Source organism: Kroppenstedtia guangzhouensis, assembly GCF_014637345.1.
GTDB lineage: Bacteria > Bacillota > Bacilli > Thermoactinomycetales > DSM-45169 > Kroppenstedtia > Kroppenstedtia guangzhouensis.
Genome location: NZ_BMEX01000006.1, coordinates 1 through 17,142, shown reverse-complemented (window position 1 = coordinate 17,142; position 17,142 = coordinate 1). Strand labels below are relative to the sequence as shown.

17 protein-coding genes and 1 pseudogene are annotated in these 17,142 nt (G+C 52.6%); 14 read left to right on the top strand and 4 right to left on the bottom strand.

The features are described from left to right. The first annotated feature begins 102 nt into the window (after positions 1-102). Together IEV46_RS10160 and IEV46_RS10155 are read left to right on the top strand one after the other, a co-directional pair. Positions 103-444: an EthD family reductase gene (locus tag IEV46_RS10160; RefSeq protein WP_188432467.1), complete on the top strand. Its 342-nt coding sequence runs from the start codon at positions 103-105 to the stop codon at positions 442-444. A 133-nt stretch (positions 445-577) separates the two neighbouring features. Beyond that, positions 578-1,378 (top strand): cyclase family protein, encoded by an 801-nt coding sequence (locus IEV46_RS10155; RefSeq protein ID WP_188432466.1) that lies wholly within the window; start codon positions 578-580, stop codon positions 1,376-1,378. Positions 1,379-1,567: 189 nt separating this feature from the next. Here the strand turns inward: IEV46_RS10155 and IEV46_RS10150 are convergent, their stop codons facing one another. Next, positions 1,568-2,914, bottom strand: coding sequence for a DCC1-like thiol-disulfide oxidoreductase family protein (locus IEV46_RS10150; protein ID WP_188432465.1), 1,347 nt, complete (start codon positions 2,912-2,914; stop codon positions 1,568-1,570). Beyond that, positions 2,911-3,528, bottom strand: coding sequence for a DUF5819 family protein (locus IEV46_RS10145; protein WP_188432464.1), 618 nt, complete (start codon positions 3,526-3,528; stop codon positions 2,911-2,913). The genes IEV46_RS10150 and IEV46_RS10145 overlap by 4 nt, the downstream gene beginning before the upstream one ends. Positions 3,529-3,872: 344 nt before the next feature. Here IEV46_RS10145 and IEV46_RS10140 point away from each other — a divergent pair, with 344 nt between their 5' ends. The 7 genes from IEV46_RS10140 to IEV46_RS10110 all read left to right on the top strand — a co-directional run bounded on the left by IEV46_RS10140 (position 3,873) and on the right by IEV46_RS10110 (position 9,912). Next, positions 3,873-5,123 carry an SGNH/GDSL hydrolase family protein gene (locus IEV46_RS10140; protein ID WP_188432463.1) on the top strand — a complete coding sequence of 417 codons (1,251 nt, stop codon included), beginning with the start codon at positions 3,873-3,875 and terminating at the stop codon, positions 5,121-5,123. A 248-nt stretch (positions 5,124-5,371) separates the two neighbouring features. Next, positions 5,372-5,623: a hypothetical protein gene (locus tag IEV46_RS10135; RefSeq protein WP_188432462.1), complete on the top strand. Its 252-nt coding sequence runs from the start codon at positions 5,372-5,374 to the stop codon at positions 5,621-5,623. 313 nt (positions 5,624-5,936) lie between these two features. Next, a complete protein-coding gene (gene gatC, locus IEV46_RS10130; RefSeq protein WP_188432461.1) occupies positions 5,937-6,227 on the top strand; it encodes an Asp-tRNA(Asn)/Glu-tRNA(Gln) amidotransferase subunit GatC in 291 nt (96 codons plus the stop codon). A 12-nt stretch (positions 6,228-6,239) separates the two neighbouring features. Next, a complete protein-coding gene (gene gatA, locus IEV46_RS10125) occupies positions 6,240-7,697 on the top strand; it encodes an Asp-tRNA(Asn)/Glu-tRNA(Gln) amidotransferase subunit GatA (protein WP_188432460.1) in 1,458 nt (485 codons plus the stop codon). After that, a complete protein-coding gene (gene gatB / locus IEV46_RS10120; RefSeq protein WP_188432459.1) occupies positions 7,694-9,127 on the top strand; it encodes an Asp-tRNA(Asn)/Glu-tRNA(Gln) amidotransferase subunit GatB in 1,434 nt (477 codons plus the stop codon). The genes gatA and gatB overlap by 4 nt, the downstream gene beginning before the upstream one ends. Before the next feature lie 65 nt (positions 9,128-9,192). Further along, positions 9,193-9,489, top strand: coding sequence for a hypothetical protein (locus IEV46_RS10115; RefSeq protein ID WP_188432458.1), 297 nt, complete (start codon positions 9,193-9,195; stop codon positions 9,487-9,489). A gap of 126 nt (positions 9,490-9,615) precedes the next feature. Further along, a complete protein-coding gene (locus tag IEV46_RS10110) occupies positions 9,616-9,912 on the top strand; it encodes a hypothetical protein (RefSeq protein WP_188432457.1) in 297 nt (98 codons plus the stop codon). Positions 9,913-10,003: 91 nt separating this feature from the next. Here the strand turns inward: IEV46_RS10110 and IEV46_RS10105 are convergent, their stop codons facing one another. Beyond that, positions 10,004-10,951, bottom strand: a complete 948-nt coding sequence (locus tag IEV46_RS10105; RefSeq protein WP_188432456.1) for a superoxide dismutase — start codon at positions 10,949-10,951, stop codon at positions 10,004-10,006. A gap of 285 nt (positions 10,952-11,236) precedes the next feature. Here IEV46_RS10105 and IEV46_RS10100 point away from each other — a divergent pair. Continuing rightward, positions 11,237-12,592: pseudogene (locus IEV46_RS10100) on the top strand (alpha-amylase family glycosyl hydrolase); the annotation flags it as partial. Between the two features lie 75 nt (positions 12,593-12,667). Here IEV46_RS10100 and IEV46_RS10095 read toward each other — a convergent pair. Then, positions 12,668-13,198 carry a hypothetical protein gene (locus IEV46_RS10095; RefSeq protein WP_188432454.1) on the bottom strand — a complete coding sequence of 177 codons (531 nt, stop codon included), beginning with the start codon at positions 13,196-13,198 and terminating at the stop codon, positions 12,668-12,670. 332 nt (positions 13,199-13,530) lie between these two features. On the opposite strand from IEV46_RS10095, the gene IEV46_RS10090 reads away from it, so the two are divergent. The 4 genes from IEV46_RS10090 to IEV46_RS10075 are packed head-to-tail and all read left to right on the top strand — an operon-like array spanning position 13,531 to position 16,589. Beyond that, on the top strand, positions 13,531-14,136 hold the full coding sequence (locus IEV46_RS10090; RefSeq protein WP_188432453.1) for an ECF transporter S component: 606 nt from the start codon (positions 13,531-13,533) through the stop codon (positions 14,134-14,136). 40 nt (positions 14,137-14,176) lie between these two features. Beyond that, positions 14,177-14,944: an energy-coupling factor transporter transmembrane component T family protein gene (locus IEV46_RS10085; RefSeq protein ID WP_188432563.1), complete on the top strand. Its 768-nt coding sequence runs from the start codon at positions 14,177-14,179 to the stop codon at positions 14,942-14,944. Next, positions 14,941-15,783, top strand: a complete 843-nt coding sequence (locus IEV46_RS10080; RefSeq protein ID WP_188432452.1) for an energy-coupling factor ABC transporter ATP-binding protein — start codon at positions 14,941-14,943, stop codon at positions 15,781-15,783. The genes IEV46_RS10085 and IEV46_RS10080 overlap by 4 nt, the downstream gene beginning before the upstream one ends. Then, complete coding sequence (locus IEV46_RS10075; protein ID WP_229736041.1) at positions 15,780-16,589, top strand: energy-coupling factor ABC transporter ATP-binding protein; 810 nt, start codon at positions 15,780-15,782, stop codon at positions 16,587-16,589. The genes IEV46_RS10080 and IEV46_RS10075 overlap by 4 nt, the downstream gene beginning before the upstream one ends. Positions 16,590-17,142: the final 553 nt, after the last annotated feature.

Sequence of the window (17,142 nt, the reverse complement as noted above, 5' to 3'; positions counted from 1 at the left end):
ATTTAATTTGGAAAGGAAAATGTACCCACAGGGCAGGCTTACAGTCTTTGGCAGGAAACAGCAGGATGAGAAGATTGAAAGGATTGAAAAGTGGGGGAGATTATGTACAAGACGGTGGGTATATACCGGAAGATGGAGGATGTGCAGGAGTTTGAGCGGTTTTACATATCTGAATTCATGCCCCGGATGTTGAAATTGCCCGGCGTGCTGGAAATGAAAATCAGTAAGCTGGTTCCCACTCAATTGCCCAACCAAGATCCGGGATTGCAAGATATTCAACTCGTGGTGGAGACTTATTATGAATCAGCTGAAACCATTCGTCAACTGATGGCTACCGAGGAAGGACGACAACTGGGAAGTCTGTTGGCTGCCAAAGGTCAGGGAAAAATCGGAGCTTATGTCGCTCAGGAATATAAGGTGAAGAGTACGGTCCTGCGTTTGTAAAGCTTCCATTTGTATGCCAGGTACTCTCTTTTTGAACATAAAAAAGATGGAGTGTGGATCCGCAGACAATGAGTTACCCAAACCCGATCCCCATCCAGCAGAAATGGTGGATGTGTCATTGGAGGAGAAAAGCATGGAGACCTTTGATAAAAACGGAAAGCGGAAAATTTTGATTGATCTGAGCGACCCCTTGGACAATTCCACCGCTTCCTATGAATTGAACCGTCATGAAATTCATTATTTCGATCATGAGGAATCCGTCCGAGTAACCGAAGATATGCTGGGAATCGGCAGAGAAGAGTGGCGGGACGGTGTGGGATGGGCGGTGGAAGAGGTCAACCTTTCCACCCATTCCGGCACCCACGTGGATGCTCCCTACCATTATGGCCCCACGAGTGGAGGGAAACCTGCCCGTACCATCGATCAAGTGCCATTGCACTGGTGTTATGGGGATGGTGTTCTTTTGGATCTGAGCCATAAGAAAGTCGGTGAAGGTATCACGGACTCCGACATCCAGCGAGAACTGAAGCGAATCGGGTATTCAATTCAACCTTATGATATTGTACTGATCCACACCGGCGCATCCAAGCATTTTGGAACACCCCAGTACGCTTTCAAACAACCTGGACTGACGAAATCCGCAGTGGAATGGTTGGTGGATCACGGGGTGCGATTGATCGGTATTGATGCTTGGGGATTGGATCGCCCCCTTGATCAAATGGCACGGGAGGCGAAGGAAGGAAAAACGGAATTCTGGGAAGCCCATCTGGTGGGGAGAGAGAAAGAGTATTGTCAGATCGAAAAATTATGCAACCTGGATAAGCTTCCAAAGCCCTTCGGCTTTAAAGTGAGCGCTTTCCCAATAAAAATTGCCAAAGCCAGCGCCGCTTGGAGTCGGGTGGTGGCGATTTTTGAAGAAGAGATCGGGGAGTAAGATCGGGAAGATACAGGAGTTGATAATTTGTCCATAAATAATCTGGATCGCGATGGTTGAAGAGTCCGGCATGATGGAATCGGAGTAGAATCCTGAATAGAAGGTGTGTGATCCCGCAAGGGACAATCAAATAGGCGTTACATTTGATAAAGCACCGGAGTTTTCCATGTCCGGTGCTTTTGTTCCGTGTCAGGAGGATTTTTTCGGGTTTTCGATGGAGCAGTGTTTATCACAACCTCCGGTGGGGAGGATGGTACGACGGGTGGCGATCCAGTCATAGACCCGTTGGCCGAAGCCCAGCCAGTGGGAGAGAAACAAAAAGGGGAGGGCCGGCCACAGAAGTGGGAGACGGGTCACCATCTGCAGAATCCCGTCGATTCCCTCGTGAAAAGTTTTTCCGTCCCCGGTACTGTGGAGCCGCTGTTCCAGGCGGGCGGGGTCGAGGTTGAAGCGTTCCGGCACTCCGGGCTCCCGGAAAGAGACAAACTTCAACAGACGAAACCAGTCCAACCGACGGGCAGTGTTGACACTTTGGGTGCAGAAGGGACACCAGCCGTCGTAAAAGATGGTCACTTCTCGACGGGTGAAAAAAGCGGGTCGGTGCTTCAGCATCCAGGCACCTCCTTTGGATCGAATCCCTTTTCCGAAGCGGGCCAAGCGACGGTACTCCCGGTCGCCGAGCAGAATCCATTCGCAGGCGATCATGTACCAGGAGAAAAGGGCCAGGTTCATCATCAGTCCCACCCCGGTATGAAAGGTGAAGGCTCCCAACAACGCCAAGTATTTGGTGAACCGGTTGAGGAGCAGAAAAGGAAAGGATACCTGAAACAGTACGGAAGCATAGCTGAGGAAGACGATTATCGTTTCCGATTGCCAGAACCAGGGGCTCACCTTTGGCCATACATAGTCCTGCACCCGCATCGCATAATAGACGGCGGTTCCTTCTTGCCACATTGACCCCATCACTTTATATATACCCGAAGTAAAATATACAAACACAAGTTGAATGATGATGGCCGCCGCCGCGACATTGTGCAGAACGGCCCCATAGGGGGCGAGCCGGCCCCGTATTTTCCCCTGTTTCCGTTTTTTCAGCCATCGGTCCAGGGAAAAAGCGGCTCCCGCCTGAGTAAACATCATATAAAAGAGCTGGATACGCACCAAATTGTCACCGCCGTTGGTAATGAAAGGGTTACGGTAATACAGGGACCAGAACAGCAAAAAAGTGAGCACGGTCGCCAACCGGGTTCGAAATCCCAGAGTGAACATCAGGACAATCAGGATGCCGAGATGGTAGATGCATTCGAAAAAACAGGGGGAATCCGACAGTTGGAACAAGGTGATGATCCCCCGTTCGGCCGACGCTTCCAAAAATTTGTCCGTCGGCCACAGCCCACCGGACCCCCACAACAAATGTCGTTCTCGGTAGTGGAATAACAGATGATACAAGATTCCGCTCCCGAGGAAAAATCGCATCAGGCCTGTTCCGATCAGCAGATGGCGCGTGGTCAGGAAGTGTTCCAGGCGCTTGATCATTCCGGCCACTCCTTTGCTGCGGCGGGACCCACCGGAAGGAATTCCAGCCAGCCCGATTCATGAAAATAAAGTGGCGTTTCATCATCCCCCTTGCGGCGATCCTGGAATCGGGGAAAGAGATTGGTCACCACCCGGAATTTTACCTGTTGGATGTCGCTGTCGGAGAAGGTTAGTCCCAGAGCCGTGGAGACAGACCGTTGCAGGATCCACTCCCCCTTTTGTTTCTCCTTCGGGTCGTCGCCGCGGAAATGGCGGGCCCCCACACTGATCTGCCGCAGAACCCGGCCTTCCGAGGAGATCCGTTGTGATTGCTTGTCCCGGATCATCGGCCGGGTGATGTTTTTCCAATCCGTCTCCCGGAGCTGACCGGTCGCGGGGTCCTTCACCCGGGCCTTGGCCCAGACATCCTGATGTTGGGAAACGGGATTGGGGGCAAAGAGTTGCCAATTTTGGGTGAATAGAGGATCCATATAAGCGTACAGTCGATCCCACCACTTACTTTTTACAGGGTTGTTGGGTGTCAGGTACCAAAAGGTGATGAAAAAGTGTATGGCAAGAACAACCGCCAGCAGTACGGCCCACCAGAGAGGGCCCGAGATGCCGAACCGTTTCACCAAATCACCCCGGCCGCTTGGATTTGTGTGTCCATAATAACACAGGGAGTTGCGAGGAGAAGGGAGGAAAATTCAGTGGTTGGCTATTAAGTTTTTGATTTCTCATGTGCAAGCGTGTACAGATGAAGGAATCTATGTGTCCGGCACTGTGGGATAAGATGATCATTTATCCGTGAAAAAGGTGAAAAGATCAACAGAAAACGGGACATAAATTGAAAGAATTGCGGAAATCGCTGTTGAATAGAGAAGATGGTTGAACAAACAGGAAATTACCGGGTAAAATAGGTGAAAGTCGAGATATACATAGGAATCGTAATCACGAAAATACAAGGGGACGGAAAAGAATGAAGAAAATAGTGATCGGGGCGGCAGCGCTGATCGGGGTGATATGGGCGGTGTTCCATTTGGATGTCCGGGGAGAGGCGGAGGCGGTCAAGCCCGAGAAGCCGTGGATGGGTGTCTGGACGGCCAGTCACCAGAAACCCTCCGGAGAGGCACTGGAGGGAGTGGAGAACCGGACGTTGCGACTGATCATCCATCCCCATCTGGATGGAAAAAGAGTGCGTCTCCGCCTCTCCAACCAGTTTGGTCAGCAACCGGTCACCTTCAGGAACGTTTACATCGGGAAGGTGGAGGAAGGAGCGGCATTGCTTCCCCACACCAACACCCGGGTCACATTCGGAGGAAAGGGGACGGTCACCATTGAACCGGGGATGACAGCCCACAGCGATCCTCTTCGATTCGAGGTGAAGGCGGGGGAGGATCTGGCGGTCAGTCTGTACGTCCCTGGGGAGAGCGGGCCTGTCAGCTGGCACCGGCTCGCCAAACAGCGCTCCTATATTTCCGAACCGGGTAATCATGCGTTGGAGACGGAGCCTACCGCTTTTACCCAACCGATCCAGGCGTGGTATTGGCTGACCGGCGTGGATGTGATTCCCCACCCTCGAACCACCGGCGGCATCGTCACCCTGGGGGATTCCATCACTGATGGAGCGGGCTCCACTCACAGCACCAACCAGCGCTATCCCGATCTATTGTCGGTTCGCCTTCGGCAGGAAGGGATTCGCATGTCTGTGATGAACGCCGGCATTTCGGGAAACAAGATCTGGCGGGATGACCCGGTGTATGGACCGAGCGCCCTGAACCGGCTGGAGCGGGATGTGTTGAGTCAACCCGGTGTAACCGATGTGATCCTGCTCGAGGGGATCAACGATATTGGCCATACTCCCCACGACTATGATGCCGAGCACATCATTGCAGGGTTGAAGCGCATCATCGATCAGGCCCATGAGCGGGGGGTGAACATATACGGGGGGACTTTGCTGCCGTATAAAGGATCCGATTATTATACTGAAGAGGGAAACGCCACACGGAAAAAAGTGAACGAGTGGATCCGCACTTCCGGTGCTTTTGACGGGGTGTTTGATTTTGAAAGAGTTCTCCGCGACCCTGCAGACCCGGACCGCCTCCTCCCTGCCTACGATTCCGGTGATCATCTCCACCCCAACGATGCTGGTTACCGGGCGATGGCGGAAACAGTCAACTTGGATCGATTCCGCCCGGATCCACCAGTGGAAACTGTAGAAACTTATTGAGCCAAAGATGGATGGACCGAACCGTTTGATGGGTTCGGTTTTTTGTAAAAACAAATCAATTTTCCAGCATTATGTATTGCAATTGAGAAGGGGAGGAATTCAAATGAATTCATGCGAATTTGTTGCAGCTTTTAAACTTAGAAGCGATGCCCCGGAATCTGTGATTCGAACATTGGATTTCAGATGCAGAGGAATCGGAGTTTGATCCTCCCAACCACCCGCTGTTTCAAACTTCCGATTGGAAATGTATGTTATGGGGGGATGATGGATCCTTCGCCGGTTTCCCTCATAGTGAGCTTCAAATACATGAAGTGGATGGGGAAAAGTATATCGACGTAGTGATTCGAACTTATATTTCCTTGGGATTTGATCAAGTGAATCTCTTCATCGAGTGGATTAAGCCCTATATCGAAGGGGTAGGCGAAGGGGATCACTTCATCGGATACTGGCGCTTTGAGGATGATGAGTTTTACGACACGCCGCATATCATCCATGTTTGATGTAAGACAGGTTATGGGTTACGTGAACAGTGGGAGGCGGAATTTTGTATGGGCAGGTAGATCTGCCAAAGAGAAAGTGACTTCATTTGCGGGGTGAATTAATTCTTTTCAGCCTTTGTTCCTTCTTTATTCGGCTCCCGTTGGGAGAGTTTTTTCCAATCCATGAGCTCAATAGATATTGCAGGGGCAGGGGGTAGAGAGAAGGGGGTTTGTGCTATACTGTTTAGGAAGGAAAGGCCTGTTCGATAGGTGGAACCGGGCGGCCGACGATGCTGTTTGGATTGCTTCCATAAATGGGGAGGTGGTTTGAAAAATGGCGATTTCCAAGGAACAGGTGGAACATGTGGCCCGACTGGCTCGTCTCTCCTTGACTGATGAGGAGGTCCGGCTGTACACCGGGCAGTTAAATGATATTCTCCAATTTGCTGAAAAACTGAACGAACTGGACACGGAGGGTGTGGAGCCCACCAGCCATGTATTGCCCATGGCCAATGTGTTGCGCGCGGATGAGAAACGGCCTTCCCTGAACAGGGAACAAGCACTGCTGAACGCACCGGACCAAAAAGACGGGATGTTCCGGGTTCCCGATGTATTTGAGGAGTAAAGGAGGAAGACCATGTCGTTGTTGAAGAAATCTCTCAAGGAGATACATAACGGATGGAAAAACGGAGATTTCACTGCCTCGGACCTCCTGGATGCCTCTTTGAAGCGGATCCGGGAGACCGACGGCAACCTTCGCGCTTTTCTGCAAGTGGATGAAGCAGGCGCCCGCCGACGGGCACAGGCTCTGGATCAGCGTTCCGGGGAAAAGGGTCCCCTCGTGGGAATTCCCATGGGGATCAAGGATAATATCAGCACCGAGGGGGTGGCCACCACCGCCGGCAGCAAAATTTTGGAGGGATACACTCCTCTCTACCATGCGACCGTGATGGACAGGCTGGAACAAGCGGGGGCTAACCTGGTCGGAAAGATGAACATGGATGAATTCGGCATGGGCTCTTCCAACGAAAACTCCGGTTTTCACGAGACCCACAATCCCTGGGATCCGGAGCGGGTCCCCGGCGGTTCCAGCGGCGGTTCAGCGGCGGCGGTGGCGGCGGGGCAAGTCTCCTTCGCCCTGGGTTCTGATACCGGCGGCTCCATTCGGCAACCGGCGGCCTTCTGCGGTGTGGTGGGTCTGAAGCCCACTTACGGACGGGTCTCCCGCTTCGGATTGATCGCCTTCGCTTCTTCTCTCGACCAGATCGGCCCTCTCACCAGAAACGTGGAGGACGCCGCCTATGTCCTGCAGGCGATGGCAGGGCACGATCCCCTGGATTCCACATCGGCGGATGTGGAAGTGCCTGATTATGTCTCCGCCCTCACCGGGAATGTGAAGGGAATCAAAGCGGCGGTCCCCAAGGAACTGATGGGGGACGGGATCGATTCCGGTGTGAAGGATCGGGTGAACCAGGCACTGGAGGTGTTGGAGGATCTGGGGGCGGTGGTGGAGGAGGTTTCACTGCCCCATGTGGAGTATGCAGTGGCCACCTACTATCTGTTGGCTCCTGCGGAAGCCTCGTCCAACCTGGCCCGCTACGACGGGGTGCGTTTCGGTCAACGTGCCGCCGGGGAAAATCTGATCGACATGTTCAGCCGCACCCGGAGCGCCGGTTTTGGGGAAGAAGTGAAACGGCGGATCATGCTGGGCACCTATGCCCTCAGTTCAGGATATTATGATGCCTACTACAAAAAGGCACAACAGGTGAGGACTCTGATCCGTCGGGATTTTGAAAGCATTTTCGATCGTTACGATGTGGTGGTGGGCCCCACGACTCCGACGACGGCTTTTAAACTGGGAGAGAAGACGAAGGATCCTCTCACCATGTATCTGAATGATATCTGTACCATTCCGGTCAGCCTGGCCGGACTGCCTGCAGTAAGTGTTCCCTGCGGCCTCTCTGACGGATTGCCAGTCGGTCTCCAGATTGTGGGTCGCCCCTTTGCTGAAGCCCAGGTACTTCAGGTGGCCCACGCTTACGAACAACATGGGGAACGCTTGCCGGAACCGAAGCTGGGAGGTGACACCCAATGAGTCCATTTGAGACCGTAATCGGCCTGGAAGTTCACGCGGAACTGTCCACCCAGACCAAGATCTTTTGCGGTTGCTCCACCGAGTTCGGGGCTCCGCCCAACACACAAACCTGTCCCGTCTGTCTCGGCCATCCCGGAGTGCTCCCGGTGCTGAACCGGCAGGCGGTGGAATTTGCGATGAAGGCCGCGCTGGCCCTCAACTGCAACATCGCCGATGTGAGCAAATTTGACCGGAAAAACTATTTTTACCCGGACCTGCCCAAGGCATACCAGATCTCTCAATATGACCAACCGATCGGAACCGACGGCTGGCTGGAGATTGAAGTGAACGGAAAGAAAAAGAAAATCGGAATCACCCGTGTCCATCTGGAAGAAGACGCCGGCAAATTGATCCACTCCGACCAAGGGGACGGCACACTGGTGGATTACAACCGCGTCGGGGTGCCTCTGATCGAGATCGTGTCGGAGCCGGATATGCGTTCACCGGAAGAAGGCCGGGCTTACCTGGAAAAATTGAAGCAGATTATTCAATACACAGGTGTCTCCGACGTAAAAATGGAAGAGGGTTCCCTTCGCTGTGACGCCAATATCAGCCTGCGACCTGTCGGAAGCACCACCTTTGGCACCAAGACGGAGATGAAAAATCTCAACTCCTTCCGTAATGTGGAACGGGCCCTCAAATACGAGGAAGAGCGGCAGGCACAGGTTCTTTCCGAAGGAGGCACCATCGTTCAGCAAACGATGCGCTGGCTGGAGGATCAAGGGCGGACCCAGGTGATGAGAAGCAAGGAAGAAGCTCATGACTACCGGTATTTCCCCGAACCGGATCTGGTTCAGCTTCACATCGATGAAGCGTGGAAAGAAAAAGTGAAAGACTCCCTGCCGGAATTGCCGGATGCACGCCGGGAACGTTATATGAGCAGCTTCAGTCTGTCCGCCTACGATGCAGGCCTCTTAACTTCCTCCCAAAAAATCGCCGACTTCTTTGATCAAGTGACGGCGGAAGGGGCAGATCCCAAATCAGCGGCCAATTGGATCACCTCGGAGTTGCTTGGTTATCTGAACAACCAGGGCAAGGAACTGGAGGAGACCCGAATCACCGCCAGTTCCCTTGCACGGATGATACAATTGATCGATCAGGGAACCATCAGCTCCAAATTGGCCAAAAAGGTTTTTAAAGAGCTGGTGGAACAAGGAGGAGACCCGGCCAAAATCGTGGAGGAAAAAGGCTGGGTACAGATCAGCGACGAAGGCAAACTGAAAGAGATCGTCAGCGATGTATTGCAAGCCAATCCGCAATCAGTGACCGATTATAGAAACGGGAAAGACCGGGCGTTGGGCTTTTTGGTCGGCCAAGTGATGAAGGCAACCAAAGGCAAAGCCAACCCGAAGATGGTGAACCAGCTGATCCTCGAGAACATTGGCGATTGACAGTCTTCCGCTCCTTTGTGGAAGTGCCGGGCTTTTCGGGAGCGGGACTAAATGAGGTGTTTTGCATGCAAATACTCTACGGGATGATCGTCCTGTTTTTTCTGGGTACGGGGATTTTCTACCTGCAGGATGATCCGCCCAACGCGGTCCACTTTATGGTGATCGCGTTGTATTTTTTCATTATCATGTTTGAATTTCGGGGAAATCCCTTTTCCCGGGGAACCTATATGCTTTTAAGCCTGCTTTTGTTGGGAAATGCGATGATCCAGTTTTTTCTTGCGGAACAGAACGCGATCTATGGGTTGGTTAGCCTCTTTTTCGCATATTTCGCTTTGCAGGCCCGGCGTCGTGTCAAACAATAACCTGTCGAAACGACAGGTTTTTTCTTTCCCGGTAGGGGGGCATAACTTTCTTTTTTTCGTCGCACTCTAACTGTCGGCGGGTCTTTTTCGGCCGCCCGCCAAAATCGGATCAGGGGGCGATGAGTTATGCAACAGCAACAGCAACAACAGCAATTCCAGCAAGCCGTTCAGGCGGCACGCCAAGCGATGCAACAGGTCCAGCAGGCTCAATCCCAGGCCAATCCCCAGGCTTTGCAACAAGCCCAACAGCAATTGCAGCAAGCTCAGCAACAGGTTCAGCAATTGCAGCAGAGTCAGGGAGCTCAGATGAACGCCCAGCAGCAGCAACAATTGCAACAAGCAGTGCAGGGGCTGAGCCAAGCCCAGCAAAAAATTCAGCAAGCTCAATCGATCAGCAAGCCCGCCGGATACCAGCAATATTGAAGACAAAGAGCCGAAGCCTTTGATTTTGGCCGTGAACATCAGGCCGGGGGCGGGTATTGCCCGCCCTTTTACATATTAATGAGCGTCTTCTTTAATAAGGTTTCCAGCGCAATTTCCTTGCTTTCAGATATCGGTGATTGACGGCGCTCCAGCGGACCACGTTCCACCAGGCGTGGATGTATCTCTTGCGGTCGTTGTGGTACTTGAGATAATAGGCATGTTCCCAGACATCCAGCACCAAGAGAGGAATCACATCCCACTGGCTTAGATTTTGGTGTTTTTCCGCCTGCAAGATCTCCAGGCGATGTGAACGGGGGGACCACACCAGGATCGCCCAGCCGCCCCCTTCCACTTTTTCTGCAGCATAGGAAAAATGCTTTTTAAAGGATTCGAAACTTCCAAAATCATGTTGGATCTGTTTTTTAATCTCTCCTGTGGGCTTTCCGCCTTCCCTGGGACCCATGATATCCCAGAAGATCGTATGGAGATAGTGGCCGGCCCCGTTGAAGGCCGCTTCCCGCTCCCAGTGTTTGATCAGCTCAAAATCCCCGGTCTTCCGGGCCTTGGCCATCATCCTTTCCGCTTTGTTGAGACCATCCACGTAACTTTTGTGGTGTTTGTCGTGGTGCAGCCGCATGGTCTTTTCATCGATGTGGGGTTCCAATGCATCATAGGGGTAGGGGAGTGGGGGAAGAACGTGCTGTCCGATGGGAACGGGTTTGTAAGGAATGGTGTGTTCTTCTTCTTCCGCTGAGGTGTCAGTTCTTTCATTCGATGTGGATGCCCTTTTGCCCCGTTGTTGCAGATAGTTGTTATAGAGATCGATTGCCCTTTGATACAGCCAGGATAGCTGGGCGGAAGTTGTACCGGGGAAGGTGGCAGTCTGTTCTAAATGAAGCAGATCGGACAGCAGGCGGTTTCGCTCTTCCGTCGAGAATGAAAGATGATCCTCACGGGTCAATAAACGACGGCTGTGTTGGACAATGGTCAGGATTTTTTGTCGGATTCCCCTTTTATAAGGATCTGAATCCATGAGCATCTCTGTTTCCTCCCCACAAAATGTTGAGCTTCTCCAGCATATGTGAAAAAAGGAGGTTGGTGCGGAGATTTTCAACATGCCCGATCTTCATCATCTCTAAAGGAGAAAAGGGACATAATATTGAAAATTCAATCCATTTGATTTATTATATAGTGCAAACGATTGCATTAAGGGGGAAGGTTGATGGGGCCAATCCGCAGGAAAAGAGCCAAAAGTGCGGTCATTCTCTTGACGCTGGTTCTGCTTTGGGTTGTGGTGAAACCGCCCGTACATGGAATGTCCGAAACGGAGTGGGAGAAGCGGAGTATTTACTTTATCATGACGGATCGGTTTTCCAACGGGGATCCAGCCAATGACAACTACGGCGGTTTTGTTTCTGACAAGAATGATCCACGCAAGTATCACGGAGGTGACTTTCAAGGGATCATTAACCGGTTGGATTACATTAAAAACATGGGCTTTACCGCGATCTGGATCACACCGGTCACGATGCAAAAAAGCGCCCAAGCATATCACGGATACTGGACTTACGACTTTTACAGCATTGACGGGCATCTGGGAGATATGAACAAGCTCAAGGAGCTCGTTTCCGAGGCTCATTCCAAAGGAATTGCCGTCATGTTGGACGTAGTGGCAAATCATACGGGAGATTTTCAACCGAATAACGGGTATGCAAAGGCTCCCTTCGATCAATATGACTGGTATCATCATCATGGGGATGTACAGGATTGGAACAATCAATGGTGGTTGGAAAATGGAGATGTTGCTGGTCTGGATGATCTGAACCATGAGAATCCGGCAGTGGCAGAAGAGCTGAAAAAGTGGATCAGCTGGCTGGTTCAAAGTACGGGAGTCGACGGTCTGCGGGTGGATACGGTCAAACATGTGCCCAAATGGTTTTGGCGAGATTTTGATGCAGCAGCCAATACCTTCACCTTGGGAGAGGTCTACCATGGGGATCCGGCCTATGTGGCGGATTATTCCAACTACCTGGACGGTGTGTTGGACTTTCCGATGTATTATACGATCAAAGACGTATTCGGTCAGGATCAATCCATGTACCAAATCCGGGAGCGATTTAATGAAGATTGGCGCTACCGCAATATACATCTGAATGGGGTCTTTCTGGATAATCATGATGTGCCCCGTTTCTTGAACGAAGCTTCGGGCCGGCCCGGCGCCAATTGGGATAAATGGCCGCAATTAAAAACGGCCCTCGGTTTTATGTTCACCATCCGGGGGATTCCTGTTATGTATCAGGGGACCGAGCAAGGGTTCCATGGCGGTCAGGATCCGTATAACCGGGAAGATATGGTGTTTGATGCGGATCATGAACTGTACAGATATGTTGCCAAACTCAATGCTGTCCGCAATTCCCATCCCGCCTTGCAGAATGGAAGTCAGCAGGAAAAGTGGGTAGATGATGTTTTCTATTCCTTCCAGCGTTCCAAGGGCGGGGATGAGGTGGTTGTCATGATCAACAATTCCTGGAACAGTCAGACCCGCACCATTCCCAATCTGTCCAATCTCCCCGATGGAACAACGATGTACAACCGGATGGGATCCGATCGGGAGACTGTTTCCGGTGGGAAGATTACCTCCACCTTGGGGCCGAAAGAGGTGAAGATTTTTACGAAATGAGGGGAGAAACGGGCGGCAGACCGGTATATGCGAACAGGGATTCAGTAAACAGTCAAGGGCCACTTGTGTGGCCCATTATTTTTGAGGAGCGAAGTGATCCCAGGAGTGGCTGCCGATCAGTTCCCGGGCATGGACCATCGCTTCCTGAAGGCTCAACTCTGCGTAGTCCACCCAGTGGATCCAGTTTTCCACAGCCGGACGGGCATCTTCCGGTGCATTTCGCTTCAGTTCCATCAGATACCCGCGTTTCAGGCGGTCCCGGCGGCGGGCTTCATACATACTGTGGACCAGCTGGGACAGCACGGTTTCATGCCAATCCTGCCCTGTCATCCGCTCGAGACAACCCTTAGCCGTCAGTCTCAGGGAGCCGGTCCAGGCTTCTTCACCTGAGACGGAAGCAAGTCCGGGTTGGCCTTTCAGCTCGGGGATGGAAGCGAACTGGCCGGAGAGGGTGAGCAGGATTGATTCGGCGAACAGGCTTTGTTCCAGTGCTTTCTTCACTGCATCCATCCGTTCCGGGCGCGGCCCCCCCCTCGGGATCTTTTGCTTCGGCTGTTCCGGTGGGCAAAGGTTTTGTTCTTCCGATTCCCGTTGTGAGCTTTCCATACATCCGACCTCCTTTTTCTTTTCCCCATTGTATGCGGGAAGTTGCGGATTCATCTGTCGGCGGATTGCGAAAATGAAGACGGAGAAACTCGCGGTTTGATTGCTGGGACATCCAGCATTGGATTTTCAGATGACTCCGGGCAGGGGACCGAACAGAAATGCCAGGTGGTCCCAGGAAGTTTTTTCGGGGAAAACAGGAGAGAATACATGGTTGTCAGGATATAGGATCTATTCATCACAGGCTGAAAGGGTTATGATCAGAGATGGGGAATGGACGGGGGATATGCCCGGAGCCGAACAACCGGAGAAAAAAGATGTAAGGGGGATTGCACATGGAAAAGAGAAGCCTATGGTCATTTCATTTTTCAACTGCTTCACTCGTCTTGATTCCGGCAGCTGTCGGGATCAACTATATCGGAAAGCTGTTTGCCGGGGTATTGAAATTGCCGTTGTGGCTGGATGCCATCGGGACGATCCTGGCCAGTATGCTGGCAGGACCGGTCATCGGGGCGATTTCCGGAGCGGTGAACAATATCATCTATGGGTTGACTATGGATCCGATTTCCTTTGTATACGGGATCACCAGTCTCTTTATCGGGTTGATCGCCGGGATCATGGCCCACAAAGGGTGGATTCAGAGCTGGGGGAAGGCCGTGGTCGTCGGAGTGGCTGTCGGTCTCACCGCAGTGGTGATCTCCACTCCGCTCAATGTTGCCTTTTGGGGCGGACAGACGGGAAACCTTTGGGGCGATGCCGTCTTTGCCGCAGTCATGGCCCAAACCTCCTCCATCTGGTTGGCTTCCTTTCTCGATGAGATCGTTGTCGATCTTCCGGACAAGGTGTTGGTTGTCTTGGCGGCCTATGCCATCTACCGGGGACTTCCCGACAATGTGAAGCAAATGTTCCACCGCCACAGCCAAGTGGAAGATTTGGATTGATCCAGTGGAGAGACTCCATCGGAAAGGCGGTGAAGCCATTGTGAAATCGATCAGTCTCTACGTCGACCGGGATTCCATCCTTCACCGGATCGACCCGGTCAATAAAATGGTTTATATTTTGGCGGCGATTGCTCTTCCGATCCTGGTTCCCAACTGGTATATGGCCCTGATCTGCATGTTATGCAGCCTCTTTTTACTTTGGATCGGAAAGGTGTTCCAAAAATCGCTGCCGGTCTACGGATTTGTCTTTCTTATTTTAATCACGGTGATTCTCATTCAGGGGTTGTTCCACCCATCCAATGAAACGCCGCTTTTTTCCTTGGGGCTGGTGACGTATTATCGGGAGGGATTTCTGTTTGCACTGTGGATCACCTTTCGGGTGATCAACATCGTCGGTTCCTTTTTAATCCTGGTTTTGACGACGAAGCCGTCGGATCTGGTTGAATCCCTGGTGCGCCGGGGGCTCTCCCCCCGTTTTGGATATGTCCTCGGCTCCGTCTTTCAGATCGTTCCCCAGATGATGTCGACGATGAAAAGGATTACTGATGCCCAACGTTCCCGGGGGATGGAGACGGAAGGGAAACTGTCTGTGAGGATCAAGGCCTTTCTGCCCCTGATCGGCCCGGTGGTGCTCAGCTCCCTGATCCAAGTGAAAGAGCGGGCGATGGCACTGGAAGTCCGCGGATTTAACGCAAAGGGGGAGAAAACTTTTCTCCATGAGGAAAAGGCATATGTGGCTACACGCTCCATTCTGTGGGGGTTATGGACGGTGATGATCGCGGCGGCGGTCTGGAGGGTATTTCTATGAAGAAACTTGTGGTGGAAGGGTTGAAATATCGCTATCCGGGAGCTCAGGAACTGGCCTTGAAGGATATCTCTTTTGAAGTGGAAACCGGAGAATTCATCGGGATCATCGGCCGCAATCTGTCGGGAAAATCCACTTTGTGCCAGGCACTGGTCGGACTGGTTCCCCACTTTTATCACGGTGCTTATGGCGGCAAGGTGATCGTCGACGGGTTGGAAGTGAAAAACCATACGATCAGTGAGATATCGCGAAAAGTGGGGATTGTCTTTCAAAATCCCTTCACTCAGGTGACCGGCTCCAAATTGAGTGTACTGGAGGAAGTGGCTTTCGGGCTGGAGAACATGGGCGTGCCGCGCCGGGAAATGCTGGAGCGGATCGATGATGCACTTCAGCTGATGGGGCTGGAGGAATCCAAAGATCGCAACCCTTTCGATCTGTCCGGGGGGCAGATGCAGCGGATGGCCATTGCCGGCATCATCGCTATGAAGCCACAGATGATCGTCCTGGATGAACCCACCTCCCAGCTGGACCCCCAGGGTTCGGAAGAGGTGTTTCAGGCGGTGCAAAGCTTGAGTCGCGAAGGGATGACTGTAATCCTGACAGAGCATAAACCGGAGAAGATCGCCCGCTTCGCTGACAAGGTGTTGTTGTTGGATGACGGCCGGGTGGTGGATTTTGACACCCCGGCACAGGTGTTTTCGAGGGAAGATCTGGCGGAGTACGGGGTGGAGGCGCCGATTTACACGAAGGTTTGCCGGCAATTGAATCTCCGGCGGGTGGATTCCGGCCTGTTTCCGATCACGTTGGAGGAAGCGCGTGAGGTGTTGGAAAAATGGCGATGATCCGTGTGGAGAATCTATCCTTTTCCTATCAACGGGATGTTCCAGTGTTACAGGATATCACCCTCGACTTCGACCATCGACCCACCGCGATCATCGGTCAGAACGGAGCGGGCAAGACTACTTTTGTCAAGCTGCTGAAAGGTTTGTTGAAGCCGGATCAAGGGGGGATCACTGTCGGGGAAACCGATGCCCGGACAGCCACCGCCGCCACTTTGGCGCGACAAGTCGGTCTGGTGTTTCAAAACCCTGATGATCAGATCTTTAAGGGAAACGTGCTGGAAGAAGTACTCTTCGGCCCGCTCAATATCGGACAGGATCGGGAAACGGCCCGGCAAAATGCGATGGATGCGTTGGAAATGGTGGGCTTGGAGCAGCGGTTGGAGATCAACCCCCAGGATTTGAGCCTGTCGGAGAAAAAATTGGTCTGCATCGCCGCCGTGGTGGCCATGGATACAGATATCGTCATCTTGGATGAGCCGACCATCGCCCAGGATCACGAGGGAAAAGAGCGGATCCGACAAATCATCCGGACTCTGACCGATCAGGGTAAAGGGGTGTTGACGATTATTCACGATATGGACTTTGTGGCGGAGTGCTTTGAACGAACCATCGTCTTCAACCGGGGGAAAGTCATGCTCGACGGGGACACCCGGGAAATCTTCTCCCGTCCCGATCTCCTTTGCCAAGCTCATTTGGAGCCTCCGGCAGTGGCCCGACTCGGTGCAGAGTTGGGCGTATCCGACACCTTTTTAACCGTGGAGGAACTCGTAACCGCCCTCCGTGAGGCAAAGAGATCACAGGAGTGAATCAAATGACGGCGTCGACCCGAGAAGAGGGTTGGCGTTTTTTACTTATACATGGGGCTTAAGTAAGGAGATTTCACCGCGAATCCAAATTTATCGTATGTGAAAATGAATCAAACTTTAGACAGAAGATATGGTATACTCTTCCTGGTGGGAGTCATCCCGCCAGGGACAATCGGATAGGTGTGGTTGCCGGGTCGGCGGATCCCCCAGGGAAGAGAGGGGGTGAAGCCATCCCAGGTTCGGTTGGGCCGCTGCCTCCGAGAAGGCAGCGGCAAGGCAAACCGCTTCCCCCGAGGAGGAAGCGGCAGCGAAGGGAACGATGGAAGCGGCTTTTGCACGCTTTGCTCGTCCTGTTGATCGTTGACCTGCCTAAAACAGCCGTCCTCAGCGAGTTGATCGAACTCCTGAGGACGGCCACCCGAATCCTGTGGCCCGGCAGCTAGTACCCAATACTGTTTCCGGGTTCACAGAGAAACCTGGGCGGATCGGCCGCCGCGGCGGACGACCGATTGCCCCGAAGGTGGAGGAGTTGCACCTCCTCCACCCCCATTAT